Consider the following 25,946-nt stretch of genomic DNA (forward strand, 5'->3'; position numbering starts at 1 on the left):
GGGGAGTCTGCACGCCAGGACCGGCAATAAGAGGAAGGGCAGCAGGCGGCATGGAAGCGATCAAGGCGCCCGACTGGAACACCGTGGGAATCCTGGGGGCCGCCCGGGGCGTTCGGACGACCGTCGAGGAAGCCGTCGGCACCGAGCATCTGCTTGCCGGGATCACCACGGCCAAGGGGGCCGCACGCGCGGCACTCGCGGACGTAGGGGCGACCAAGACCGCGCTGCTGGCGTTGGTGCGGGACAGGAAGGACCGGGACGCCGCGTGGAGCGTCGCCGACGACGCCGAGGGCAGCGTTGCCGCGCAGGACGTGCTGGGCGAAGACGGTGATCGGCGCATCCGCTTCACGGGCGCCGCGGCCAGGGCGCTGACCGCGGCGATGGAGCAGGCGCAGCGGGAAGGCGCGGCGAAGTTCGGCGCCGTGCATCTGCTGCGGGCACTGCTGGAGGAGGACAACCGCGCGGTGGAGACGCTGGGCGTCTGCGGTGTCTCACCGGAGGCCGTACGCGCCCGCCTCGACGGCGGCACCGGGGGCCAGGAGGACGACCTCACCCCGATGCTGCGCGCCACCCGCGACGTTCTTCTCGGCCGTGGCCAGTATCGCCACCTGCCCTTCTGGAAGCGGTGGCTGGTCAAGAGCACCGGGGCCAACCTGGCGGCGCGGCCTGCCTGGTGGGTCGGCATGGAGACCTACGAGCAGGCACGTCGCCTCGGCACCGCCGCTGTGGGCACCGAACACGTCCTGCTGGCGATCCTGGCCACCCACGAGGTAGCGCGCCGGTACCCGCATCTGGCGGGGGAGAGGGCTCCGTCTCCCGACACCCGCTACACGGGCGGTGAGCGCCTGGCCCGCCTGGGCATCGACTACGCCTCGGTCCACAGCGCGGTGACAAGCGACCGCGTCCGCCTTACGACCGACCCCCGCCCCGCCCAGCAGTACCTCGACGAGGCCACAGCCCCGAGCACGACGCCCCCGACCGACCCCACCGACGAACTGACACCCGACCCGGGCACGGGCCCCTTGGTCGAGACCCTCCTGAGCGAGCAGACCCGGGCTCGCCAGCTGATCGACGCGCTGACTGGGACTCCTGGGGACTGAGGCCGCTAGTCCACTCGGTCAAGGGTCAGGTCACTGCGAGCGGGCTCCGCTCGCCAGAGAGCCGCCAGCTGGGGGTAGGACTCGCCGAAGCGGCGGATCCTGCCGAGCGCGGCGGTCCTGGGGGCGCCGATCTCGTCGAAGTCGAACCCGGTGTCCTGATGGCCGAGGTTGACGAGGCCGGCTCAGGCCGGGTCCTCTGAGGAACTCACCGAACGCCTCCCACGCCGCCTCGACATCGCGTGCTGCGTCGGGCTCGATCCCACGCTGCCCCAAGTCCCAAGTCCCAAGTCCCAAGTCCCGTCGCAGTGACATCTATTGACGCCCCATGTTCCCCGGACGTAAATTCTCGGCAAATCTGAGAGCGCTCTCAAGTTTCATCCGGTCCGTGATGAGTCATCCCCTTCCGTCGCGATGACATGAGGTGCAGTTCATGCCAGCCCCCCACACCAGATCCGCCGCGGTGCTGCTCCTGACCACCGCCCTGGCCGCCGTAGGACTCGGTCCTGCGGCCGTACCGGCGGCGGCCGCCACCGTCCCCGTAGGTTCCGGGAGTTACTCCGACAGCCGCCCAGCCGGTACGTCGGGTCCCACCACCAACACCGGCACTCCGGTCGTCCCCAAGGTCACCGCCGCCGCCAAGGACCGGCCCGTGCCCACCAACGACTGGTGGTCCTCGCTCGCCTTCCAGCGCTACGGCGACAACCCGTACTCCACCCCCATGTACGGCCACCCCCTCACCTACCAGGCCGTCTCCGGCGGACTGGACGTCGGGTACACGACGAGCCCCGCGATCGTGGGTGACGGCCGGCAGTACGAGTACGCCCACAAACGCGACCTCACCATCGGCCTCGCCGGGCTCAACTCCCCCGACACCAAGGCGGACGACTGGTCCGACTGGACGGTCACCCCGTACTGGTCCGACGGCACCCGGACCCTGCGCACGACGATCGGCCACGGCATGCCCTTTGTCTACGCCAAGGGCTCCGGCGGGGACGCCCGGATCACCACCGCGGAGGCCCCCACCGTCTTCGCCGACCAGGGCAGCGTCCTCGGCATCACGGTCGCCGGCCACCACTACGCCCTGTTCGCGCCGACCGGCAGCGACTGGAACGTCTCCGGCTCCACGATCAGCGCCGGCCTCGGCTCGAAGGACTACTTCTCCGTGGCCGTCCTCCCCGCCACGGACGCGCTCGCCACGTACCGGAAGTACGCGTACAGCTTCGTCACCGGCTCGACCGTGAACTGGAGCTCCACCGGCGGCACCGTGAAGGCCACCTACACGCTCACCACCGAGGCCGAGGAGGGCACCGAGCGCGGCACGCTCCAGGCCCTCTACCGCCACCAGTGGCTGAACACCACCGACGCCCTCACCCCGTACACCTACGTCTCACCGCGCGGCACCATGAAGGTCCGCGAGTCGGCCTCCTTCACCACCAGCAGGCCCGCCTCCGCCGTGCTGCCCACGCTGCCGAAGCCGGGTGACGTCGACGCGGCCCGGCTCAAGGGCTACCTGAACGAGGTCGCGAACGCCACCGACCCCTTCTCCGGTGCCACCGACACCTACTGGACCGGCAAAGCCCTCGGCAAACTCGCCCAACTCGTGCCGCTGGCCGACCAGATAGGCGAGGGCGCGATCCGCGACAAGCTGCTCGGCCTGATCAAGGGGCGCCTCCAGGACTGGTTCACCGCGGGCGGCGCGAACGAGTTCTCCTACGACAGCGCCTGGAAGACCCTCACCGGCTACCCCGCCTCCTACGGCAGCGACACCGAGCTCAACGACCACCACTTCCACTACGGCTACTACGTCTACGCGGCCGCGATCGTCGCCCAGTACGACCAGGCCTGGGCCGCCGACTCGGCCTGGGGCGGCATGGTCGAAACCCTGGTGCGCGACACGGCCAACCCCAGCCGCACCGACAGCGCCTTCCCCTTCCTGCGCGGCTTCGACGTCTACGCCGGACACAGCTGGGCCTCCGGCCACCAGGGCTTCGCCGCCGGCAACAACCAGGAGTCGTCGTCCGAGTCCACCAACCTCAGCGCCGCCCTCGTCCTGTGGGGTTCGGCCACCTCAGACACCGCACTGCGCGACCTCGGCAGCTATCTGCTGACCACGGAGTCGGAGGCGATCGCCCAGTACTGGTTCGACGCCGACGAGCAGGTCTTCCCGTCCTCCTTCGGCCATGACACCGCCGGCATGGTCTGGGGCAGCGGCGCCGCGTACGCCACCTGGTGGACCGCCAACCCCGAGGAGATCCACGGCATCAACGTCCTCCCCGTGACCAGCGGTTCCAGCCTCCACCTCGGCGGCGAGAAGGCCGCGATCCGACGCAACCTCGCGGAGCTGGAGCGGGAGAACGGCGGCCCGGCCGTCGAATGGCGCGACATCCTCTGGGAGTTCCAGTCCCTCGCCGACCCCGCGGCGGCGAAGGCCAAGTGGGACGCCGGCAACGCCGCCTACACCCCGGAAGAGGGCGAGTCCAAGGCCCACACCTACCACTGGCTGAGCGCCCTGAACGAGTTCGGAGCCCCCGACGCGACGGTGACCGGCGACCTCCCCACGTCGGCCACCTTCACCAAGGGCACCGTCCGGACGTACGTCGCCCACAACCACGGCGCCACGGCGCGCACGGTCACCTTCTCCGACGGCAAGACCCTCTCCGTGCCCGCGCGTTCGACGGCGACGGCAACGGGTACGGGGAGCGGCGACCCGGACCCGGACCCCGAACCCCCGACCGGAAACACCTACCAGCTCCGCTCCGGCGGCACGCTCACCACCGCGACCGGCGCCACAGCCGCCGGCGACACCCTCCCCTCGGCCGCCGGCGCCAACCACGACGGCACCCCGCACCAGCCGCTCGTGTACGAGGTCAAGGGCGTCAACGGCACACTCACCCCCGGCGCCGCCACCTCCTTCCGCCTCCAACTGGACGCGGACACCACGGTCGGCCTCGGCCAACAGGCCAGGATCAGCTACGACCTCACGGGCGACGGCACCTTCGACCGAACCGAGACCTACCAGTACTTCGCGACCGACCCGGTCACCGGCTGGGAGGAGTACACCCAGTCCCGCGGCCTCAAGTCGACCACCGGCACCCTCGGCAACCTGAGAGGCGGGACCGTACGGCTGGAGGTCTGGAGCGCCATCGGCAACGGCACCTCCAGACTCCAGACCGGCACGGACAGGTCGGTGGTGGTGATCCCCTACGGCTGACCCCGGCTGGGTCAGCCGAGCCACTCCTCGGCGTAACCGTCGTAGGTACCGTCGTGGGTGGCCAGGTGGACCCACTGGTCGACGTACTCCTTGAACTCCTCGTCGCCACGCGGCAGGAGGTACGCCTTCTCGCCGAAGGTGAAGGGCTTGTCGGGGTTGATCGCGCAGAGTTCCGGATGGAGCTTGGCCTGGTACTCGGTCTCGCTGCCGTCCGTGATCATCACGTCGGCCCGGCCCGCGATGATCTCGTCGAAGATCGTGGTGTTGTCGGGGTGGGTGATGACGGTGGCCTGGTGGATGTTGGCCTTGGCGAACGCCTCATTGGTGCCGCCGGGGTTGACGATCACCCGGACACCGGGCCGGTCGATCTCCTTCAGGGACTGGTACTTGCCCTTGTCCTCGCAGCGGGCGATCGGGGCCTTGCCGTCGACGAGGTAGGGCGTGCTGAAGTACGCCTTCCGCGCCCTGGCCAGCGTCACGGAGACGCCTCCCATGCTGATGTCGCACTTGCCCGCGGTCAGGTCGTCCATGAGCTTGGCCCAAGTGGTGGCCACGAACCGGGGCTTCACCCCCAGGGTGGTCGCCAGGTTCTTCGCCATGTCGATGTCGATGCCGGTGTACGACTTCGTGGCGGGATCCAGGTGGCTGAACGGCCGGTAGTCACCGGTGGTGCACACGCGCAGCACTCCGCGCTCGGGCACCTTGTCCAGGAGGGTGCTTGGGCGATCCCGGCCGGACGGGCTCGACTCGGTACCGGCCTGGGTGGCGTAGGCCGTACCGCCGATGGCGGTGACGAGCGCGAGGGCGAGAGCGGTCAAGGTGCTTCTGCGGCGCATGACTTCACTTTCTCCGGGTTGTCAGAGGTCGGGGCGGCCACCGGCGGTTCACGCGGTCGCCGTACTTCGCTTCCGCACTGCTGCCTCTCCTTCCCCGTACAACCTCTCCTTTCCCGTACAACCCTTCAGGCTCACCAGAGGTCAATCGTGAGCCCGCACGTATGTCCTGGAGAGGAACCCATGCCCCGGCCCCACCACAAGCGCTCCCGGCGTCCCTTCGTCCTGGGCGCCACCGCCGTCGCGGCCGCCCTGGCCGGTGGCCTGCTCATCACCCTGCCCGGCGGTGCGAGTGCCGCCGCGTCGGGCCTCGCCGACGACTTCAACGGTGACGGCTACCGGGATCTGGCGACCGGCGCCCCGGGTGCTGTCGCGGGCGGGAAGGCGAAGGCGGGCGCCGTGGTCGTCAACTACGGCTCGGCGAGCGGGATCAGCGCCGCGCGCCACAAGACCACGTCGCAGACTTCCGCCGGAGTGCCGGGCGACTCCGAGGCCTCCGACCGCTTCGGCACCGAACTCGCGCACGGTGACCTCAACAGAGACGGCTACGGCGATCTCGTCGTGGGCACACCGCTGGAGGACGTCGGCAGCGATGTCGACGGCGGTTCGGTCACCATTCTGTGGGGCGGCTCGTCCGGCCTGTCGGGCGGCACGTCGATCAGCGACCCGAACGCCTCGGGCCACGACCGGTTCGGCCAGTCACTCGCGGTCGGTGACTTCACCGGTGACGGGAAGGCCGATCTGGCGGTCGGTTCCACCGGCAAGGACGTGTGGATCTTCAAGGGCGGCTTCACCAAGTCCGCGGGCGCGGCCGGGAAGCTGCGCTTCGACGCGCAGATCGAGTCCGGCTCGTACCCCAAGGGCGCCGTCCAGCTGGCCGCCGGGGACTTCGACAACGACGGGGCGGACGACGTGGTCGTCGGGTCCTCCGCGGGCAACTTCGTCTACCGGGGCGCCTCGACCGGGCCCACGCTGCAGACCGAGGTGGGCACGGGGTTCGCGGGCGCGTTCGCCGTGGCCGACTTCGACCGCGACGGGCGCGACGACCTGGTCGTCGGCTCCGACTTCGTCGCTGTCCTGGACCAGACGGCGAAGGGCGGTTACGTCACCGTGTTCTACGGCGGTGCGGCCGGCGTCGACACCACGCGCAGCGCCGTCTTCAGCCAGGACACCGCGGGTGTGCCGGGAGCGGACGAGTCCCAGGACTCGTTCGGCGGCACCCTCGCCGTGGGCGACGTCAACGGCGACCGCTACCCGGACCTCGCCGTCGGCGCGGTCTTCGAGACGATCGGCTCCGCGTCCCACGCCGGCAGCGTCTGGGTGCTGCGCGGCAGCGCCTCCGGCCTGAAGGCGACCGGCGCCCAGTCCTTCAACCAGGGCACCTCGGGTGTCCCGGGCGCCAACGAGACGTCGGACCTGTTCGGCACGGCCGTCCACCTCGCCGACCACAACAAGGACGGCCGCGCCGATCTGTCGGTGGGCGCGGGCGGCGAGAACAGCGACGACGGCTCCGTATGGGTCCTGCGCGGCTCCACCGGAGGCGTCACGACCACCGGCGCGGTGAGCTTCGGTGCGTCGTCCGTGGGCATCGGGAAGTCGGGGGACGACCCCATGTTCGGGGACGTCATGTCGGGCGCCTGAGCACGCCGACTGTGACGGTTCCGGCATGAACGGATCGGGACCACCCGCCGTATCCTTACCCGATCGAGGTGCCTATTCGACCGAATCCCCAGGCCTTCATGAGGTTTGTGGGGTTTGTGCGTGTCGGGGGATGAGAGGCAACCATGGCGGCGACGAGCAGCACGGTGCGCGGCGGCACCGTGCTTCCGGTGGACGCGGCGCGCTGGGCGATGTGGACGTTCGTCATCGTCAACGTCGTCATCGTCGAGGCGCTGTTCCTCAGCGCGGGGTCGGGCAAGAACGGGGTGCTCACGGTCGCGAAGTTCTTCGGACTGCACGCGGCCCTGCTGATGCTGTTCCAACTGCTGCTGGTGGCCCGGCTGCCGTGGCTGGACCGCCGCATCGGGATGGACCGGCTCACGGTGTGGCACCGCTGGGTCGGCTTCACCCTGCTGTGGACCGTCCTCACCCACGCCACGCTGGTGGTGCTCGGCTACGCGACGCTCGACGACACGTCCATGGGCAAGACGTTCGTCGCCCTGAGCGGCGTGCCGGCCTCCCTGCTGGGCATGCTCGCAGCGGCCGTCATCCTCGTCATCGCCGTGACCTCCACCCGGCCCCTGCGGCGACGGCTTCGCTACGAGGTCTGGCACGGACTGCACCTGCTGCTCTACGTCGCCCTGGGCCTGGCGTTCGTCCACCAGTTGCAGGAGACCACGACCTTCACGTCCTCCGCGTTCGCCACGGCCTACTGGTGGATCCTGTGGCTGTTCGCCTTCGGCGCCCTGCTGACCGGGCGGCTCGCCGTGCCGCTGTGGCGCAACGCCTACCACCGATTCCGCGTGGCGGCCGTGGTGCCGGAGTCGGACCAGGTGGTCTCCGTGTACGTCACCGGCCGCCACCTCGACAAACTCCCCGCCCGCGCGGGCCAGTTCTGCATCTGGCGGTTCCCCGGGCACAACCACTGGTGGCTGGCCAACCCCTTCTCCCTGTCGGCGGCGCCCGACGGACGGGGGCTGCGCCTCACGGCCAAGGCGGCCGGCAGCACCAGCGCCGGCCTGCGTGACGTCCCGGTCGGCAGCCGCGCCTTCGTCGAGGGACCGTACGGGGCGTTCACCTCGCTGCACCGGACCCGGCCCGGCGCCCTGCTGATCGCCGGCGGCGTCGGGATCACACCGGTGCGCGCCATGCTGGAGGAGCAGGCGGCCGGCGACGTCGTCGTGCTGTACCGGGTACGCAGCGAGGCCGACGCCGTGCTGCTGAACGAGGTGCGCCACCTGGTCGCGCTCCGGGGCGGGCGGCTGCACCTGCTCACGGGCAGGACCGCCGAGGGCGGCGCCCCGCCGTTCGGCCCGGACAGCCTGCACCGGCTGGTCCCCGACATCACCGAACGCGACGTGTACGTCTGCGGCCCGCCCGCCATGACCAGGGCCGCACTCTCCGGCCTGCGAGCCCTGAAGGTCCCCGCACGCCAGGTGCACGCCGAGAGGTTCGGCCTGGCCTGACCGGGCACCTGCCTAGACTCTCGGATCATGTCGACGTCCACCCCACATGGCCCCGCCCCCACCGCCACCGTCATTCACCATGCCCGGCGAGTCGCCCGACAGGGGCTAGTGCTCGGTGGGATCTTCATGGCCGTGGGCGTCCTCTTCGTGGTCCTGGCGGTGGTCATCACAGCCGGGCTCAACGGCAACGACCCCCAGCCGGCGGGACTCGCAGCACTGCTCTTCGCGACCATCGGCTACTCCGGCTTCAAGCTCTTCCGCTCGGCCCTCGCGCTCCGCCCGCAGGCCGTGAGCATCGACGACACAGGGCTCTGGCTGCGCAACAGCGCTGGGCAGAACGTCATCCGCTGGGACAACCTCGCCGGGGTCGCGGTCCATTGGAGCGAGAACGACCGGGGCGTCAGGCAGTACTCGATCGAGCTGTGCCCGTCCGGCCCGATCGACCGGGACGACCCGGTCCTGTGGGGCCTGGTCCGCGACGACGAGCCCATCAGCCCCGGCCTACCGCGGCTGCGCTATCGCTTCGCGACCACGGGCGAGTACGCCAGGTACCGGGAGCCCCTGGTGGCGGAGATCCGGAAGTGCGCCCCGCACCTGTGGCGCGGCGAGATGCAGCGCGAGCCGGGCCACTGCGGTTCTCCCGACCACGAGGGACACCGGGAGCGCACCGCAGGCGCTTTGCGCTGAGGCTGCGGGGCGGTCAGGGGTAGCGCTGAGCAAGACCTTTCCGCCATCACGACCCCTCGTCACTCCCGCCGACGCATCCCCTGCGGTGTCTGCCGTGGGACCCGCGAGGCTCACCACGGCGGGCCCGCAGGGGCGGTCTGGGTGGGAGACAGGGCCCCGGGGGTCCCGGGCGCCGGGACCCTGGGGAGCGAGAGCGAGCTACTTGCCGAGGACGACGGTGTTGTTGCAGCCCTGGCTTGAGCCGAGGCTGGTGTACTGCGAGCCGGGCGAGCCCTCGCCGTTGGACCGGTTGCCCTGCAGGCCGTTCTGGAACCCGTACTGGCCCTGCACGTCGACGTTCTCTTCGGTCGTCGAGCATGTGGTGCTCTGGTTGATGAGGAGCGTCTTGCTCTCTTTCGCCTTGTCCCCCTTCGCCTTGCTCCCCTTGCCGTGGTGCTTGTGCTCGTGTCCGTGCTTTTGTTCGTGCTTCTGTTCGTGCTTCTGCTCGTGCCCGTCGGCGTAGGCGGTGCCGGTGCCGAGGAAGCCGATGGCGCCGAGGAGGACGGCCACGACAACGGTCTTGCGAGGCTTGCGCATGTCTTCTCCGAGCGTTGAAGCGGATGCGTATGCGATCCGCCACGTCATAAGGTGACGAGAGGTTAATGCGCAAATATCGGAGATCTGCTCGTCGGCACGCCGGATCGTCTGATCAGCGAGCAAGGGTGTCGGCCCCACGGTGGGCCCAAGTTCCCTGTAGGGAAAGGGCGTTAGAAAGCCGAATCCGGGGTGTAGGCATTCCGCGCAGAACCACCCGTGTGGCCGCGCCATGAGCGCGGGGTGGCCCAGGTTCTTCGTCACTGACACAGGGCGCCGACGAAACTCCCGTGCGGCGTCGCCGAGTTCGTCAGCGTTGTGGGTGGGAGATCAGTTGGGGATGTGACCTGCGGAAACGTCGACTGAAAATGCAGATATGACAAACGGTCAGCGCGACCACCAACCCGGCCACCCTCCACGCCCCGGCGCCCGGTGACTTCGCAGCCCAGGTGGATCCGGCCTTCGACCGGCCGCGGTCGGTTCTGGAGGGGGTTGGCCTTCGATACGAGTACTTGGTCCGCCTCGGCACCTTTATCGTCGACCACGACCTCGACAAGCTGCAGATCCTCGGCAAGGCGCTGCATGCCCGTTTCGGCGACGGGCTGCCGGCCCAGGCACTGAGCGACCGCGTGTGGCCTCGCTCGCGCTGCCGGGGGGGGCTCTTCGAGGCGGATGCAGTGGCCGTACGGCCGTAGCGGATCACTCGCGTACGGCATCAGCCTGATCCCGCGATGGACGGTGTCGGCCCGGTCCCGCGGCGCATGACCCGGCCACAGCGATTCGCGGTAGCGGGCGGGCTCTCGGCCCACGTCCGGCGGGTGATCAGACGGAGGCGAGCACGCTGCGACACCGGGCACGGGGCTGGCACGATGATCTCGTGGATGACCTGGCGCGCATCGCAGCAGAAACCGTGGCGTACTACCGAGCACTCGACGAGGGCGCCACCCTGCGGCACCACTTCCGTCACGCTGACGAGGAAGGCGGCCTCTGGTACATCGAAGCCGTAACCGAAAGCGGCGAGTTGATTGCCATCAAGCAAGCCGAGCTGACCTCCGCCGGCCAACTCCACCGGTACAGCTGGGAGCACCTGGAGGACGAGCACGGCGGCCTCACAGACCAAGCGATCGATCCTGACGTGGATCCGCTGGAGGCCATCCCGGCCGAAGAGTTTCGGCGCGTGTGGACCCGGTGATCGCTGGACAGCTGCTTTAGGGGAGAGGCGGCCGTCTTGTCCGCGACCTGCGACTTCTGTGGCCGAGTTGCGGGCCCCGCTCGTGCCCGCGATTGGAGCCGGTGGAACTGCAGCCCTCCGAGGCAGGGTGCGTTCGTCATGCTGTGCCAGGGTCAAGGCCCCGCTGGGGACACACGTCTGACAGCATCAAGCGCCGCCGCCCAACAACGCTGGTCCATGAACTGATAGATGCTCGTTCGATCTCACGACGATGCGGTGGGGCCGGCCGTGATCTCAGCTTGGGAAGCTGCGGCACTCTGAGGACTGTTGGCGAGCTGACCGGGAGAACCGCGTGACGGGGCCTCGTCGAGCGGGCTGCTTTCACCGTGATTCCCCGCTGTCCCCGGCCGTTCCCCGCTGCTCCCCGCCGGATCCGGCGTGCTTGTAGTGCGCGCCATGATGCACCAGCCAGCGGACTCTCCATCGAAGGCATTCCCCCATCGGGTGCCCATCAGCACACCCGTCCGGTGAACTGAAGCCTCCACATGGCTCATTCGTTCGAGCCGAACCCCTCGAAAGAGGTACGCGCAGTCAATTCTGCGATGCGTGATCAAGAACCTCAGGCGAGCCGTCCTCGCGGCCGCCCTCTTCGTCGTGCCCCTCGCGGCCCCCACGCCGGCCCACGCGCAGCACCGCCCCGCCGAGACGTACACGCTCCCGATGGCGGCCTCGGTCCACCTCATCCCCCTCGCCGCAGAGGTGCGGGACGGCTACCAGCGCACGAGCTTCAAGCACTGGAACGCCGGCCGGAACCCCACCGACGGCTGCAACACCCGAGCGGAAGTACTGCTCGCCGAAGCGGTCGAACAGCCTCAGATCCTCCCCGGCTGCAAACTCTCCGGCGGTCGCTGGTGGTCGTACTACGACGCCAGGTGGCTCACCTCGGCCTCCGCCCTGGACGTCGACCACATGGTGCCGCTGGCCGAGGCCTGGGACTCCGGAGCGTCCCAGTGGAGCGCCGAGCGGCGTGAGGCGTACGCCAACGACCTGGCCGTCACCCCCTCCCTCGTCGCCGTCTCCGCGGCCTCGAACCGCAGCAAGTCCGACCAGGACCCGGCCGAATGGCTGCCACCGGCCGTCGAGGTCACGTGCCGCTACACCTCGGAGTGGATCGCGACCAAGCTCCGCTGGGGCCTGACCGCCGACGCCGCCGAACTCGAAGCACTGACCCAGAACGCGGAAGCGTGCCCCGGCACGACCGTGACCTACGAACCCGTGCTCTAGAACGGTTGCCCCGCCCCGTCAACGGCGCGGGGCAACCAAGGACGAGTACCGGGTGGCCTTCCCTGAGTTCGCGCACTGCGACGCGTCCAAGGCGACGGTGTCGTGCGCCGTACCGAAGCCCTGACCGGCTGGTAGGACACGACGCAGACTGGGGCGGGGCGGCCGCACGCTCCCGCCCCAGCACTTCGGGCTGTCACTCCCACGCCAGGAAATCCTGAACGGCCAGCTACCCGACAAGCAGGAGGGAGTGCGGAGAACAACGGACCTACGCGGCATCGGTGATCTCCTCCTGGAGTTGGCGGATGAGCCGGATCAGGCGGTGATCAAGTGCCGGGTCGCCGAGCCGCGTTCACCGATTGGCGTCCAGCACTGCCGCGAGGCCTTCTTGCAGATCTTTGACGAAATACTCGGGAACCTCCAGCGACGGGAAATGTCCTCCGATTTCGGGTGACCTCCATCGGACGATCTGTCGGTACCGCTCCTGTGCCCAGGGGCGCGGACACTTCTCGATGTCGCGGGGATACATAGTGATTGCCGACGGGACGTCGACCCGAAGTTCGGGATCGAGCGAGTTGTGGCTTTCGTAGTAGATGCGGGCCGCCGATGCGCCGGTCCGCGTCAGCCAGTACAGGGTGACGTCGTCCAGAACGCGGTCCCTGGAAATCCTCTCGAACGGGCTGTCCTCGGTGTCCGACCACTCGGCGAACTTGTCGAGGATCCAGGCGAGAAGCCCGACCGGTGAGTCGACGAGCGAGTAGCCGATGGTCTGCGGTCGGGTCGCCTGCTGCTTCGCGTACGCCGCGCGGTGGCGCCAGAAATGGCGGGTCTCCTCGGTCCACCTGCGCTCGACCGCCGTCAGCCCGTCCGTCGTCAACCCGGGCGGCGCCTCCGCGAACAATGTGTGGATGCCGAGAACGTGCTCCGGGAACCTGCCGCCGAGAACCGTGGTGATATTTCCTCCCCAGTCGCCGCCGTGGGCTGCGAACTTGCGGTAGCCGAGCCTTCCCATGAGTTCCACCCATGCGGCCGCGATCTTTTCGGTTCCCCACCCGGTGGCGGCCGGCTTGTCGCTGTAACCAAAGCCCGGTAGCGACGGAACCACGACGTGGAACGCCGGCGCGCCCGCGTCTTTCGGATCCGCCAACTCATCCACTACATCGATGAATTCGGCAATGCTGCCCGGCCAGCCGTGCGTCAAGATCAGAGGAGTGGCGTCCGCGCGCGCGGATCGGCGGTGCAGGAAGTGGATTCCCAGATCATCAATGGTCGTGCGGAACTGGCCGATCCGGTCAAGGCGCTCTTCGAACGACCGCCAGTCGTACCCGGTGCGCCAGTAGTCCACGACATCGACGAGGTCGGCGAGAGGAACGCCCTGTTCCCACCGGCGAGGGCCGGGCGCGGCGCGATGGACCGTCTCCGCCTCCGGCAGTCGCGCCGCGGCAAGTCGCGCGCGCAGATCGTCGAGGTCGGCGTCAGTTGCGTGGGCTTCGAATGCTTGCACGTCGCTGGTTGGACGGGGCATGAGACCTCCTGGCCATCGCGGAACCGGCTAAGACGGTTCTACCCCCTTCATGCCGGCGCAACCGGCTAAGGTGGTTCCATGCGTGCTGGCTTCCCTGACTTCCGCCTCGGCAACGTGCTGGCGACCAGCTTCACGGGGACTCTGTCGGAGCGTCATGGCAACGCCGTGGAGCGCATTCCCACGCCGCACCGACTCATCGACTGGCTGGCAGTGAGCGGCCTCGCCGTGGACTCCTGCACCACTGCCCAGCTCGACCTCGCCCGGGAACTGAGGGAGTCGATTCACGCCGCCGCGACAGCGGCCGCGATCCAGGACGCTCTCCCGGCCTCTGCTGTCCAAGTCATCAATGACCGCAGCGCTCAGGGCCGGGCCGCGGCGATCCTGACGCCCGAGGGCAAGCGGCGATGGCAGCTCAGCTCGGCTTCCTGCGTGGAAGATGCCCTCGGCGTGATCGCCGCCGACGCGATCAGCATCATCGCAGGCGAACGAGACGGAAAACTGGCCTTGTGCGCATCACCAACCTGCCAAGCCGCCTTCTTCGACACCAGCCAGAGCCGCACCCGCAAATGGTGCGACATGAACACGTGCGGGAATCGTCAGAAGAAAGCCCGCTTCAATGCCAACCAGCGCAAAAACCCCAGATCAACGGAGTGATCGTTGCCTCGTGGAGGTGGACGGGTGATTCTTGCCGTGAGTTGGCCCCGGACCACGGTCGGTCCGGGGCCTTTTTGCTGGTCCCCCGACAGGATTCGAACCTGCGACACCCGCTTCAGGAGATCGGCCAGGCAATCCGTTGGTCAGGGCTGAGGCTTTCGCGTGCCGCTTTCCGTGTGGGGCTCACATCGTGGCCCGATCGAGCCTGGCCCGCCCTTAGGCGGCCGTCTGCGGCTGTCGCGCTGATACGGCCCTGACTGCTGAGCCCGAGACGAGCACTCCTGACAGAGCGATCAGGCTGGTCAGGATGTCCTGGATCTGCGCCGCCGGGACATAGACGATCACGATGACGATGAGCAGGGCTGCCCAGTCCTTCGGGCGAGCGATCGACAGTACGGAGCGGATTGGAGCCACACTCATAGCGCTACCTCCTGGTACTCAGTGTCCGCCCCAACGATCTTGCCGCCAAGCCCGATCGGCGGTGCGGGCCTCCTGCTTGAGACCCATATTGGCGCCTCTTCTGTCAGGACATATCTTGGGCGCCTCGGACAAGGCTCACGGTCCCCCGGACGGGCCATTATGCGGACGCTTTCCTGCAATCCTTTTGCTCCTCAGATGTCCACGCGGCTGGTAGACGCCTGGATTGCCAAGTCGTTCGATGTGGATATCCATTTGCTTGCCTCAAATGGATTGACCTTCACGTCACGCTCTCGTCGCTGACGGACAAGCTCGGCAGAAGTTACTCCGTGGCCGTTCCGCTAAGCGACTTCGAGCGCGGCGATCACGGCCGCCTGGTCACCGTTGGACGACCGCGAGGGGGAGGGCGGATCGGCGCGAGGTGCTGGCGAGATCAGCCCAGCCGAGTGCCGGCTTGTCGTCTCGGCCCTTTGTGTACTCGCCCCCGTGCCACTCCGTGGCCAGACGGGAGCTGGGTGGTGCCTTCAAGGCTGGAAGCGAATAGGTGAGCCGCGCCGTCGGCTGAGACGCGGACTGCCGTAAAGCTCCGCCGTCAAAAAGGCCCCGGACCATGGTCGGTCCGGGGCCTCTTGGTCGGTGCCCCCGGCAGGATTCGAACCTGCGACACCCGCTTTAGGAGTTTTCCTTGGGCGGGGCTGTGACCTGCGGAAACGTTGACTGTGGGGCGCCTGGCCTGGGAAAATACCCCTCCGTAGTTCTCACGTGTTCGCGGGGTTTCCCGGCCTCATGTGTGCTGAATCCGTTCCGCAGGCCAGCCCATTCTCGACCACTGCCGTCATCGTCGCCACAGCACCTTTGCTCTTCTGTCCCCGCGCGACTCCCGAGACCCTCCGCCTGGTCCCCCGCATGGCCAGTCGGATCAAAGCCGCAGGTGACCGACTACCAGGCGTTCGACTGACTACCGCTCAGGGTTCGTTCGGCTCAGAGCCACGGTGCTCCGCGCCGCTTGGGCGGCGGCCATTACCTAGGAAGACTGTCTGCCACGCAGCGGGACCTCCCGGATCAGCCAGGACACCGCGAACGTCACGGCGCACAGTGCTGCCGTGCCGAGCGCGACACCGTGCAGTCCGTCGACGACGCCGGCCCGGAAGGCGTCTTGGACCGGGTTCGGCAGGTCACGCAGCAGCGCGGGCGTGAGCTCCCCGCCGGTCAGTCGCTGCCCGTCGGCGCCGAGCCGGTCCGTGACGGTGGCGGCGAGACGGTTCGTGTAGACGGAGCCGAGGATCGCGACGCCGAGCGAGCCGCCGATGGTGCGCAGCAGTGTCTGGGTGCCGCTGGCCGCGCCCATGTCGCGTGGTTCGGCGCTGTTCATCGTGATCAGCATCGTCGGCTGCATCAGGCAGCCGATCCCCACGCCGAGCACGAACGTCAGGCCGGAGGCCAGACTCGCGGTCGTGCCGGTGCGGAGCGTCAGCAGGGCCAGGGCACCCACCGTGGCCAGCGCGCCGCCCACGATCGGGTAGCCGCGGTAGTGGCCGCCGTCGCTCACCCGCCGCCCGATGGCGAGCTGTGCGCCGATCATGCCGAGCATCAGCGGGATGAGCAGCAGGCCGCTCTCCGTGGACGACATGTCCTGCACGAACTGCATGTACTGCGGCATATAGCTCGCGGCCGCCAGCATGGCCGCACCCGTGACGAAGCTCAGGACCTGCGCCACCGTGAAGTTGCGGTCGCGGAACAGCCGGGGCGGGATCACCGGCTCCGGGGCGCGCCGCTCCACGCGCACGAAGGCGGCGAGCGTGGCCAAGAACACCAGGCCGAGCCCGATGATCTGCGGTGATGTCCAGGCGTACGTCGTCCCTGCCCAGCTCGCGAGCAGTGTCAGGGCGAGGATCGCGATGGTCAGCAGTCCCGCGCCGGCGAGGTCGATCCGCGCCTTGACGCGTTCGCCGCGCAGCCGCACCCCGAAGCCGATGAGGGCGAGCGCCACGGCGCCGACCGGCACATTGACGTAGAACACCCATCGCCAGTCCCACTGGTCAGTGAGGAAGCCGCCGATCAGCGGGCCGCCGATCGTCGCGGCAGGTAGCAGCACCCCGATCAGTGACTGGGCGCGCCCGGCCTCCGCCGGAGCGAGCAGCGTCCCGATGAGCGAGAGAGCCCCCACGAACAGGCCGCCCGCGCCGATGCCCTGCAGCGCCCGGAAGGCGATCAACTGCCCCATGTCCTGGGCAAGTCCGCACAGCACGGAACCGACGAGGAAGACCGTGATGGATGTGAGGTAGCTGCCCTTGCGGCCGTACAGATCGCCGAGCTTGCCCCATATCGGTGTGGAGACGGCCATCGTGAGCAGATAGGCGGTGAGGACCCAGGAAAGCTGGTCGAGACCGCCCAGGTCGCCGACGATGGTGGGCAGTGCGGTGCCGACGATGGTGCCGTCGAGCGTGGCGAGCACGATGCCGAGCAGCAGGCCGAGGATGACGACCCGGGAAGGCGGGGCATCGGTCTCGTCCGGCGTGGTGGTTCCGCGCGGCTTCTCGCCCGTACGTTGCTTCATGGAGTCCCCCTACGGTTCTGGCGCCGACTCAGGCGACGTACGAACGAAGGGCCTTGGCGTCGCGCAAGGCGTGGCCCCACCAGGCCAACTGATCGAGCAGCGCCTTCCCGGCGGTGTCGGCGGCCGGGTCCTTGGCAGCACCGGAGTCGTCGAATCGGCTCCAGGCTTCGTGGAAGCTGACCGTGTTGCGGATGGTCGTGGCATTCAACTCGGCCATGACGACCCGCAGATGCTCCACCGCGCGCAGACCGCCCGACAGGCCCCCGTACGAGACGAACGCGACCGGCTTGCCGTGCCACTGCTCGTTGTGCCAGTCAATGGCGTTCTTAAGGGGTGCCGGATAGCTGTGGTTGTACTCGGGCGTGACGAACACGAACGCATCGGCGGCGGCGAGCCGCGGCGTCACGAGGGTGAGCGCCTCCTCGGTGCCGGGCGGCGGCTGCTGGCCGAAGGCCGGGAACACCGTCGGCAGCGGGGTCTCCGCAAGGTCGATGACATCGGCTCGCATGTCGCGTCGCTGCTTGAGGTGGCCGCTGAGCCACTTCGTCACGACGGGCCCGAAGCGGCCCTCGCGGGTGGAGCCGACGAGTACGGCGACGCGGAGCGGCTCGGTGGTGGCAGACATGGAAGACCCCCTGGTTGTGTACGTCGTATCTGAATGAGTACAACGTACACATGGATGTGTACGGCGTCTACCCGGGATACGCTGTACGCGACGTCGACGGAGAGGATTCGTGCCATGGCGGCTCGGAAGCAGGATGAGAGCAAGGTCGCGGAGCCCTCTCTCTGGGAGCGCATGGAGCGGCCCGCCCCCGCGCCCCGAGCCTCACTGAGCCTGGAGCGGATCGCCGCCGCCGCAGTCGAGATCGCCGACGAGGAAGGCGCCGCCGCCGTCACCATGCGCCGTCTCGCCACGAAGCTCGGCGTCGCCCCCATGGCGGCCTACCGTCATGTGGCGGGCAAGGACGACCTCTGGGCGCTCATGATCGACCGGGTCTCCCGGCAGCTGGCTGCGCCGGACGACGCGGCGGGCTGGCGGGAGGTGCTGCGCTCCTTCGCCCTGCAGACACGGGAGTTGATGCTGGCGCACCCCTGGATGGGATCCATTCCGCTGATCTCGCTCACGCCGTCGCGGATGGCCGTGGCCGAACGGCAGTTGGCGGCGCTCGCCGCGTGCGACCTGGATGCCGACTCGATGATGGCTGCCTTCCGGGCCGTCAACACCTACGTGCACGGCTCGACCCAGGCCGAGATCGTCCTGCGCGAGTACCAGGAGCGGCACGGCTGGGCCGGCGGTGACGAGACCCGCCAGGCGCTCGCTCCGCAGATGAACTACCTGATGAGCACGGGCCGTTACCCGGCCTACGAGCGTTACGCCGTGGGGGCGGCGCGCAAGGACGACCACACTTGGGCGTTCGAGTTCGGCCTCGACTGCGTGCTCGACGGCATCGCGGATCGCCTCGGCATCTGAACTTCCCGGCGCCCGGCGAAGGGGATCCGACGGAGGTCCACCGCATGCTGTTCTCTCACCTCTATCCGCCCTACCGGGAGTAGACCTGGCGCCGGTGAGTGCTCACCCAGTACCCGTGCGGTGGTCGTGCGGCCGCAGCGACAGCTGGGTGATGTAGTCCATAAAGCGCATGTCCACCGAATGCGCCTCAGCTGGAGCTGGCCTGGTGCGCACGGTTGGGCTCATCGGCAGCAGCCCGGCGCATCGACACCGGACTGGGTTCGTTCGGGGCTTCACGCCAGGCAGGCACGGACAGGTGAGTGGCCACCGCGGACGCCGCAGCCGCAGAACGAGACACACCTTCCAGGAGCGCCGGAACGTGGATGGGTGTAGCTCTTCGTGAAATGGCTTCTCGTGTGTCAGGTCCAGGCGTCGAGGAGGTCCTCGGGCGTGAGGGTGGGGATCCCTTCGACGGTGCTGCCGCTGCGGGTGACGGCGAGCAGGGGGGTGTCGTCGTCGGCGCCGGGGAGTTGGGAGCGGTGGGTGAAGAGGCGGGAGAGGTCGCGTTGGTCGAAGGGTTTGTTTTCCAGCCACTTGACCGATCCGGCGAAGGTGATCTTCTTGGCGATGGGGGAGCGGTCGGCTCCGACGAGGTCGATTTCGGGGTCGTTGGTGCGGGTCCAGTAGCCGCCGACGGCGTTGGTGCCTTCGGGGAGGCGGTCGTCGGCCAGGCGCCAGAGGGCTTCGCGGATGACGGGTTCGATGGCCCGGCCGCGCCAGGATGTCCAGCTGGTACGGATTGAGTCGAGGACGCGGTCGCCGCGGCCTCGTTCGACGGCGGGGATGCCGGGGCCGATGAAGGAGAGCCAGAAGCGCAGGTAGGGGTCGTCGATGCGGTAGCGGGTCTCGCGGCTGGGTTTGGTGGACAGGGGCAGGTCGGCGGCGACCATGCGGCGCGTGGTGAGGAGTTCGAGGGAGCGTTTGACGGAGCCGGGGTTGAGGCCGCCGGCGGCACGGCCGATCAGGGTGAAGGTGCGTTCACCGTGGCCGATGGCACCGAGAACGGTGCGGGCTTGCGCCTCGGTGGGGAATTCGGCGGCCAGGGTGCGCTCACCGCTGACGAGCAGGGCTGAGGTGGGCTTGCGCAGCGCGGACGCGAGGTAGTCCCACAGCCCGGCGCCGTGCGGCCACTCTTCAAGGATCAGTGGGAGTCCGCCGGAGATGAGGTAGGCGTCGAAGGCGTCGGCGGCGGGGAGGTCGAGCATGGTGGCGACCTCGGCTGGGTTCAGCGGGGGGACGATCATTTCGGTGCCGCGCTGGTAGAAGGGCCGTCCGTAGGTGTTGAGCTGTTCCATCATGGCGACGTCGGAGCCGATGAGGATGAGCAGAACCGGCAGTTTGGACAGCGTCCGGTCGAAGGCCTTCTGCAGGGCACCCTCGAAGCTGGGGTCCTCGCGTACGAGGTAGGGCATCTCGTCGAGGACCACGACGCTGGGTGCATCGGTGGGGAGGGCGCTCGCGAGCAGACTCAGGGCGCCGTCCCAGGTCTGAGGGGCGGTGAAGTCCGCGAAGTGGCCCGCGTCGGGCAGGCTGGAGGTGCTCACTTCGGCGGCAAAGCCCGCCAGGTCTTCTTCTTTTGAGCCGCCGACGGCGGTGAAGAAGACGTGCGGTAGTCCGGCGCGCTCGAGGAACTCCTCCACCAGTCGGGACTTGCCGACGCGGCGGCGTCCGCGGATCAGCACTGCACGCCCGGGGCGTCCGCTGCGCCCGCCCGTCTTCACTGGTTGTAGCAGGTCATCCAGGAGACCGAGTTCTGTTCGGCGGCCGATAAATCCGTTCATGACGCACCGCCTCGCACGAGTTGGGCAGGAAAGTTTCCTTGATGAAACTTTCATTGATGCAAGTCTAGCGGATGGAGCCTTGTGAATCTCTGAATGGCCTCACTTGTCCTTACCGGGTCGGAAACGGTGGCGACCGCTCATTCGGGATCGCGCCTCCGCTTTGAACCCCGGAGGTGGACTTCCTGTTGCGGCGGAGTGCACTGCCGGTCCCCGCCGTGCCCCTCGTGGCCCCGAACGGACAAGATCGTGTGGGGATGTGGCATCCATGTGGCATTCGATCATGAAAGCGGCCCCCCGTTCGAATAGAACGAGGGGCCGTCAGCCCTCTGACCTGCTATGCAAGTTGTGCCCCCGGCAGGATTCGAACCTGCGACACCCGCTTTAGGAGTGGGATTGGATCCTTGCCGGGGGGTGCCTGGCGCTGCCGCGCGGTGCTGTTTCCCCTGGTCAGAGCCGCGCGGCGAGCCACTTGATCCGGCTCATGCAGCCCTGTGTCGGGCAGTCCGCTCACGCATCGCTCACGCGCTGTTGGCTGTCAAGCAGCGCCTGGTCAGACCTGCCCGAGGTCGATCTCTACCGGGAACGGGGCCACTACCTTGAGGACGCCGGTGAACACGGCTCCGTCCCGGTAGGTCTGCGTCGCGGGGTTGAGAACGTAGGTGTACGCGAGAGGAACGCCTGTCGCGGCCTGCTCGATCCGCCAGTAGAAGTCGATGCCTGCCTTGGCGTACTGGTCGCCTTCACGATCCGGTCGGTGGTCTCCGAGCCCGGCGACACCACCTCCGCGACCAGCAGCACGTGCTCAGGACGGGTGGGGGTGATGTCGATCGTGTCTGCGCGGTAGACGACGACGTCCGGGCGGCGATTGGTGAGCGGGAGGTCCTGAAGCCGGACGTCGAAGTCCGTGTCGGCGTTCCACTCCGTGCCCGCCGCGGCATCCAGGGCGTTCGCCACAATCCGGGCCAGCCGGTTGTGCCGCTTGGACGCCCTCGGACTCACGACGACCATCCCGTCCACGATCTCGATGCCGGCGCACTGCTCCTCGGACCAGGACTCGTACTCCTCGGCCGTGATCTGTTCATGCATCCACGCCGGGGCCACCATCTCGGCCGTCATGAAGCACCTCCGGGACACTGTGCTGCGGGCCCGATCCCGCTGGATTCAGCGTACTGTCTGCCATCCGTCCGGAATGCGTGTCCCGCTCGCGCATCCCCCCCGTCGGCCGCCATCCGACCAGCGCGCCCACGGCCAGAGTGAGGAACCGGCGCGGTGGCCTCGTCACCAGGGGACCGGAACAGGTCAGCGGCACCGCTGACACAGTGAGACAACCGCCGCGGTACGGCCGGCGAGGATACGGCGCGGCGGGGACCTTGTCCCGTTCGGTAAGCGTCTGCTGCCCGAGGCGGATCGGGCGATCGCAGGGGCCGCCGCCCGGCTTGCACCGCACGCTGGCGCCCCCTCTGAGAACGCCGCGACCCAGACGGAGCCGAAGCGCGCCGGTGACTATGTGCCCGGCCCTGAGTCCGTGCCGGATGGCGCCGATCCGTTGGGCGCCATTGGGGAGATCAACTCCCCGCCCGCTCACGCAAACGGCCCCGGACGAGGAGTCCGAGGCCGAATAGAGCGCCTCCCTGGGGAAGAAACCGCAGGTCAGCGGCGTAACGCGTTTGTGCCCCCGGCAGGATTCGAACCTGCGACACCCGCTTTAGGAGTTTTCCCTGGGCGGGACCTTGACCTGTGCAAACGTCGACTGTGTGGTGCCTGGCCTGGGTAGACACCCCTCCGTAGTTCTCACGTGTTCGCGGGGTTTCCCGGCTTGTGTGCTGAATCCGTCCTGGGGGCAGCCCGGGATGCGGCCACCGGCCCGCCCTGTACGGCAGATGTAAGAAGTCCTGCCACCACTCGTGCAGTGAGTGGGCGTGCTCAGGCGCTGGGGTGGCGGGTGAGCACGGCCGGGCGAGGCCGCTGATGCGGGTGGTGCGGCACCGCGACTGGCGTAGCAGCCTGGCGGGTCTTGAGGAAGGCCATGCGTGTTCGCGGAGCGTCCGGGGCCGGGGTGAGCGCATAGGATCTCGACGGCCTCTGCCCCATGCCGCCGGACCGGTGCCGCCCCTGCGACGTCGAAACCCACGGCGAGACGGACATAGGTGTCCGCACCACAGACGGGTACTACAACTGGGGCCTCCCGCGCATTCCCCTGATGGCAGACTTCTGCCCTGCCGCACCGGCGCGACCGACGTCCGGGGCAGGGAGGTGGGGCTTGTGCGCGGGCGGGTGCATGACGTGGTGTGGGGGACCGTACGGGTGGTGCTGGCCATCGTGCTGCTCGGGGCGGTGTGGCAGCTGGCGCAGAGCGCGGAGCGCGGCCGCGCCGACGACCTCGGCTTCCCGCGCCTGGAGATACGCGACGCCGAAGGGCGGGACACGGGCCGTCTGAAGGTGTGCGGGGACCGGTACCGGGGGCCCTTCTGTCTGCGGGCGGAGCAGGTGGTGGTGGACGACGTCCTACGGAAGCGGAACACCAGGAGTGGCGGCCGCTACCTGTTCGAGTTCGGCCGGTCCGGCGGGCGGCCGCTGGCGCTCGCGCTGCACGTCGCCTACGGAGCCGAGGACGTTGTCGAAGCCGCCGGCGGGCGCGGTGAGGCGACCCTGTATTGGTGGCGCGGTTCGGTGCGGCTGCTGGAGGTGTCGGCGGGCGGAGAAGCGTGGACGATCCGCACAGCGCACTACCCGGGCCGGGAGTTCACGCCGCCCGCCGCGTTCGGGGCGGCCGTCGCCGGACTGGGCGCGGCGGCTCTGTGGGCGGGGCTGTGGCGGATCGTGTGTGGGGGCGCATCCCGGCTGAACTGGCCGTGGCAGACGGCGGCGCCGGGTGTGGCCCTCACTATGGCGGGGCTGGGCGGGGCCCTGGGGGCGTTGTTCGCAGAACCCTCACCGCGCACGATGGCGTGGACCGCGGGTTTCGTGGGCGCGGTGAGCGCGGTGGCCATGGCCTGCTGGGCGCACCGGAGGATACGGCGCAGGCTGCCGGCGCTGGAGTGGATGGAGCCCTTCGTGCCGGTGACCGAGCACCGCTTCCCGGGTGCCGTCTGGGGGCCGGGCCCGTGGAAGGCGCTGTCGGCGGGGTGGCTGCGGACGGGCCCGCAGGGGCTCGCTGCCGTGCCCGGACCGGCCACGGGCGGCACCTTCGGGGTGCAGCCGTTCCCCGGGGCGCTGCGGCTCGTCCGGGTGCGGCCGCCGCACCGGGACGACCCACTGCGGATGCGGTTCGGCTACCAGCGTAGGGACGGGTCGGCCGGGGCGCAGGAGGCGCAGTTCCCGCTCGTCGCCGAGTGCGAGTCCGTGGGCGGACCGGTGCCGGGGGCGCGGGTGCTGATCGGCGCGGGCGGCGAGAACCTGCCGTACGTGCTCGGGATACTGTGTGCCGCCGCGCCGTCCACACCTTCCGCGCCGCCCGACGACGGCCGGGGCTCGTCGCGCAACGGCAGTGCGGTGAGCTAGGTGTATTGCACTGTGAGGATGATGCCGATCGTGTCTGCGCGGTATACGACGACGTCCGGGCGGCGATTGGTGAGCGGGACGTCCTGAAGCCGGACGTCGAAGCCCGTGTCGGCGTTCCACTCCGGTCCCGCGGCGGCGTCCAGGGCGTTCGCCCGAATCAGGGCCGGCCGGTTGCGCGGCTTGGACGCACTCGGAGCGCCGAACGGCGGTTGGAATTGACGGTTCCGGCGTCAACGGATCGGGCCCACGCTCCGCATGCTCCTCACGCGACGGGTGTGTCTGTGGCCCTCCCGCCAGGACCAGGGCTGTGCTCTTCGGCCCGCGAGATCTGCAGGAGCCCGGCATGGCAGGTGCACGCCGAGAGGTTCGGTCCGGCCTGACCCCGGGCCAGGTTCCGTCAGGGACAGGTGCCGTTGAAGATGTCCTCGTGGCTGCGGTAGATCCCGGCCGCCTTCGTGCCGGAGGCCGGTTTCGGGTACTCGATGACGGGCACGGGCTTGCAGACCGCCCACTTCCGTGTGTCCGGAGAGTCGTCGAAGCCGAAGGTGCCGCTGGCTCCGCGTACGCAGTTGACGCAACTCGCCCCGGACTGGGTGCCGAGGATGTTCATGTTGATCACGGTGTTGTAGACGTCGTCATGCTTCGGCAGGATCGGGGCACTGCTGGTCTCTGCCTCTCCTTCCGTCCCCATCCTCTCGCCGTTGATGTCGTCGTACGCTCGGCCGGTGGCCTGGGAGAGCACGGTGAAGGCGTCGTAGTACATGACCGCGTAGCCGTCGTCCAGGGGCTTGTTCCCCCATGGCTGCTTGTCTGCCGCATCGTTTCGCAGCTTCGCCCGCAGCTTCTCGAACTGCTTCAGGAAGCCGCGAGGCCCGGCCGCGAGCTTCTCGTTCCCCGCCCAGGACCGGGTGTCGACGGAGGCGGCGTCCACAAGGGTGATCCGGGCCTCCCGCAGCTGCTCGGTGACGTCCGCCGTGGTGGTCTCGGGAGCCATGCCTATTCCCACCTTCAGGATGCGCGTCGGCTTCCCGTGGTCGCAGGAGGGTTCATTCGCCAGCCGGTCCACCAGATGGGGCAGATCGTGATCGCGTCCCGCGAAGAAGACCGTGTCTGCTTCGGTCAGACAGATACTGCGGGCGGCGTCGGAGAAGCGCTGCGGGACGCCCTCGTCGTCGCCGGTCAGTCCCAGATAGGACGCCTGCCGCTGCTTCAGCCCGTACTCCTTGCCGAAGTGCGCGAGGAAGACCTCCCGCAGGTCGGCGGAGTAGCTGTCCTGCTCTCGCCGGTCCGAGACGAGGAAGCCCGTACCGTGCCCCGGGTTCTTGTCGAGGTACTCCCGCAGCGCCTCGGCGAAGAGGTCGTTCGACGGGGACGTCTTGAAGAGGTACCCGGCCTCCATGGTGGTCGAGGTGAGGATGGGGCCGATCGTCGGGATCCGGTGAGCGGAGAGGGCGTGGGCCGCATCGAGCGTGTCCGGAGTGCTGCTCGGCATGCCGAACACGCCCACCAGCGGCGCCTTGTCGTCGGTCATCCCGGCGAGCCGGTCGACGACGGGCGCCCACTCGTCCAGGTCCTTCCCGTCGTTGGCCAGCAGCAGCTGGTAGCGCGGCCCCGCCTGCTCGTTGGCCCGCAGCTGGGCGGCGTGGGCACCCGCCAGTGCGCGGGCGATCTGCTCCGTACTCATGGTGCTGGTGGCATCGGTGGTGAACGGCATCATGAGGGCGATCCGCACGTAGGGGATGCTGGCCTGCCCGTTCTCCGGGTCCGTCCAGCTCTTCTCCACCCGGGCGTTCTCGTCCGCCACGGCGCGTATCAGGCCCTCCAGCTCCGGATCGCCCGGCAGAACTCCGGCGGTCACGCCCACGCACTCGTCCCCCGCTGCCTCCAGGCCGCCGCCGCACTCCTCGGGCAGCAGTTGTACGACCACGAAGGCGATCGCCGCGAGCAGGGCGACGCCCACCGCGAGGACGAGTGCCTTGTCGGCCGGTCCCAGAGCACGGTTCCTGAAGCGGTTCAGCAC

At 68.9% G+C, this 25,946-nt stretch carries 19 protein-coding genes and 2 pseudogenes; 11 read left to right on the forward strand and 10 right to left on the reverse strand.

The window, feature by feature from the left end:
- Positions 1 to 50 precede the first annotated feature (50 nt).
- Entirely contained in the window at positions 51 to 1,100 is a 1,050-nt protein-coding gene (locus ACIA8X_RS28015) for a Clp protease N-terminal domain-containing protein (RefSeq protein WP_399459380.1), read from the forward strand.
- Between the two features lie 430 nt (positions 1,101 to 1,530).
- The gene (locus ACIA8X_RS28020) at positions 1,531 to 4,311 is read left to right on the forward strand and encodes a glycosyl hydrolase (protein ID WP_399459381.1); all 2,781 of its coding nucleotides are present in this window, start codon (positions 1,531 to 1,533) and stop codon (positions 4,309 to 4,311) included.
- A gap of 11 nt (positions 4,312 to 4,322) precedes the next feature.
- Here the strand turns inward: ACIA8X_RS28020 and ACIA8X_RS28025 are convergent, their stop codons facing one another.
- Entirely contained in the window at positions 4,323 to 5,147 is an 825-nt protein-coding gene (locus ACIA8X_RS28025) for a transporter substrate-binding domain-containing protein (RefSeq protein ID WP_393454883.1), read from the reverse strand.
- A gap of 180 nt (positions 5,148 to 5,327) precedes the next feature.
- Between ACIA8X_RS28025 and ACIA8X_RS28030 the strand changes: the two genes are divergently transcribed.
- The 3 genes from ACIA8X_RS28030 (at position 5,328) to ACIA8X_RS28040 (ending at position 8,956) form a co-directional block, all read left to right on the forward strand.
- Positions 5,328 to 6,785: an FG-GAP-like repeat-containing protein gene (locus tag ACIA8X_RS28030; protein ID WP_393454886.1), complete on the forward strand. Its 1,458-nt coding sequence runs from the start codon at positions 5,328 to 5,330 to the stop codon at positions 6,783 to 6,785.
- A 143-nt stretch (positions 6,786 to 6,928) separates the two neighbouring features.
- On the forward strand, positions 6,929 to 8,269 hold the full coding sequence (locus ACIA8X_RS28035) for a ferric reductase-like transmembrane domain-containing protein (protein ID WP_393454889.1): 1,341 nt from the start codon (positions 6,929 to 6,931) through the stop codon (positions 8,267 to 8,269).
- 27 nt (positions 8,270 to 8,296) lie between these two features.
- Positions 8,297 to 8,956 (forward strand): hypothetical protein, encoded by a 660-nt coding sequence (locus ACIA8X_RS28040; RefSeq protein ID WP_393454892.1) that lies wholly within the window; start codon positions 8,297 to 8,299, stop codon positions 8,954 to 8,956.
- 198 nt (positions 8,957 to 9,154) lie between these two features.
- Here the strand turns inward: ACIA8X_RS28040 and ACIA8X_RS28045 are convergent, their stop codons facing one another.
- Entirely contained in the window at positions 9,155 to 9,532 is a 378-nt protein-coding gene (locus ACIA8X_RS28045) for a hypothetical protein (protein ID WP_399459382.1), read from the reverse strand.
- Between the two features lie 446 nt (positions 9,533 to 9,978).
- On the opposite strand from ACIA8X_RS28045, the gene ACIA8X_RS28050 reads away from it, so the two are divergent.
- The 3 genes from ACIA8X_RS28050 (at position 9,979) to ACIA8X_RS28060 (ending at position 11,984) form a co-directional block, all read left to right on the forward strand.
- On the forward strand, positions 9,979 to 10,224 hold the full coding sequence (locus tag ACIA8X_RS28050; RefSeq protein WP_399459383.1) for a hypothetical protein: 246 nt from the start codon (positions 9,979 to 9,981) through the stop codon (positions 10,222 to 10,224).
- Between the two features lie 182 nt (positions 10,225 to 10,406).
- Positions 10,407 to 10,721 carry a hypothetical protein gene (locus ACIA8X_RS28055; protein ID WP_393454901.1) on the forward strand — a complete coding sequence of 105 codons (315 nt, stop codon included), beginning with the start codon at positions 10,407 to 10,409 and terminating at the stop codon, positions 10,719 to 10,721.
- 585 nt (positions 10,722 to 11,306) lie between these two features.
- Positions 11,307 to 11,984 (forward strand): HNH endonuclease family protein, encoded by a 678-nt coding sequence (locus ACIA8X_RS28060; protein WP_393454904.1) that lies wholly within the window; start codon positions 11,307 to 11,309, stop codon positions 11,982 to 11,984.
- Positions 11,985 to 12,333: 349 nt separating this feature from the next.
- Here ACIA8X_RS28060 and ACIA8X_RS28065 read toward each other — a convergent pair whose 3' ends face one another.
- Entirely contained in the window at positions 12,334 to 13,506 is a 1,173-nt protein-coding gene (locus ACIA8X_RS28065) for an epoxide hydrolase (RefSeq protein ID WP_393454907.1), read from the reverse strand.
- Between the two features lie 78 nt (positions 13,507 to 13,584).
- On the opposite strand from ACIA8X_RS28065, the gene ACIA8X_RS28070 reads away from it, so the two are divergent.
- The gene (locus ACIA8X_RS28070; protein ID WP_393454910.1) at positions 13,585 to 14,160 is read left to right on the forward strand and encodes a CGNR zinc finger domain-containing protein; all 576 of its coding nucleotides are present in this window, start codon (positions 13,585 to 13,587) and stop codon (positions 14,158 to 14,160) included.
- A 216-nt stretch (positions 14,161 to 14,376) separates the two neighbouring features.
- Here the strand turns inward: ACIA8X_RS28070 and ACIA8X_RS28075 are convergent, their stop codons facing one another.
- The 3 genes from ACIA8X_RS28075 to ACIA8X_RS28085 all read right to left on the reverse strand — a co-directional run bounded on the left by ACIA8X_RS28075 (position 14,377) and on the right by ACIA8X_RS28085 (position 17,759).
- Positions 14,377 to 14,580, reverse strand: a complete 204-nt coding sequence (locus tag ACIA8X_RS28075; protein WP_393454913.1) for a hypothetical protein — start codon at positions 14,578 to 14,580, stop codon at positions 14,377 to 14,379.
- A gap of 1,021 nt (positions 14,581 to 15,601) precedes the next feature.
- On the reverse strand, positions 15,602 to 17,134 hold the full coding sequence (locus ACIA8X_RS28080; RefSeq protein WP_393454916.1) for an MDR family MFS transporter: 1,533 nt from the start codon (positions 17,132 to 17,134) through the stop codon (positions 15,602 to 15,604).
- A 28-nt stretch (positions 17,135 to 17,162) separates the two neighbouring features.
- Positions 17,163 to 17,759, reverse strand: a complete 597-nt coding sequence (locus tag ACIA8X_RS28085; protein WP_393454918.1) for an NADPH-dependent FMN reductase — start codon at positions 17,757 to 17,759, stop codon at positions 17,163 to 17,165.
- Positions 17,760 to 17,873: 114 nt separating this feature from the next.
- Here ACIA8X_RS28085 and ACIA8X_RS28090 point away from each other — a divergent pair, with 114 nt between their 5' ends.
- Positions 17,874 to 18,605, forward strand: coding sequence for a TetR/AcrR family transcriptional regulator (locus tag ACIA8X_RS28090; protein WP_393454921.1), 732 nt, complete (start codon positions 17,874 to 17,876; stop codon positions 18,603 to 18,605).
- 398 nt (positions 18,606 to 19,003) lie between these two features.
- On the opposite strand, the gene ACIA8X_RS28095 is transcribed toward ACIA8X_RS28090, so the two are convergent.
- Together ACIA8X_RS28095 and ACIA8X_RS28100 are read right to left on the reverse strand one after the other, a co-directional pair.
- Positions 19,004 to 20,425 (reverse strand): ATP-binding protein, encoded by a 1,422-nt coding sequence (locus tag ACIA8X_RS28095; protein WP_393454924.1) that lies wholly within the window; start codon positions 20,423 to 20,425, stop codon positions 19,004 to 19,006.
- A 550-nt stretch (positions 20,426 to 20,975) separates the two neighbouring features.
- Positions 20,976 to 21,541 (reverse strand): annotated as a pseudogene (locus ACIA8X_RS28100) (Uma2 family endonuclease).
- A 1,146-nt stretch (positions 21,542 to 22,687) separates the two neighbouring features.
- Here ACIA8X_RS28100 and ACIA8X_RS28105 point away from each other — a divergent pair.
- Entirely contained in the window at positions 22,688 to 23,926 is a 1,239-nt protein-coding gene (locus ACIA8X_RS28105; protein ID WP_399459385.1) for a hypothetical protein, read from the forward strand.
- A gap of 11 nt (positions 23,927 to 23,937) precedes the next feature.
- Here ACIA8X_RS28105 and ACIA8X_RS28110 read toward each other — a convergent pair.
- Positions 23,938 to 24,123 (reverse strand): annotated as a pseudogene (locus ACIA8X_RS28110) (Uma2 family endonuclease); the annotation flags it as partial.
- 200 nt (positions 24,124 to 24,323) lie between these two features.
- On the reverse strand, positions 24,324 to 25,946 hold the full coding sequence (locus ACIA8X_RS28115; protein WP_399459386.1) for an ABC transporter substrate-binding protein: 1,623 nt from the start codon (positions 25,944 to 25,946) through the stop codon (positions 24,324 to 24,326).

Source organism: Streptomyces sp. NPDC051738, assembly GCF_044453205.1.
Classification (GTDB): Bacteria; Actinomycetota; Actinomycetes; order Streptomycetales; family Streptomycetaceae; genus Streptomyces.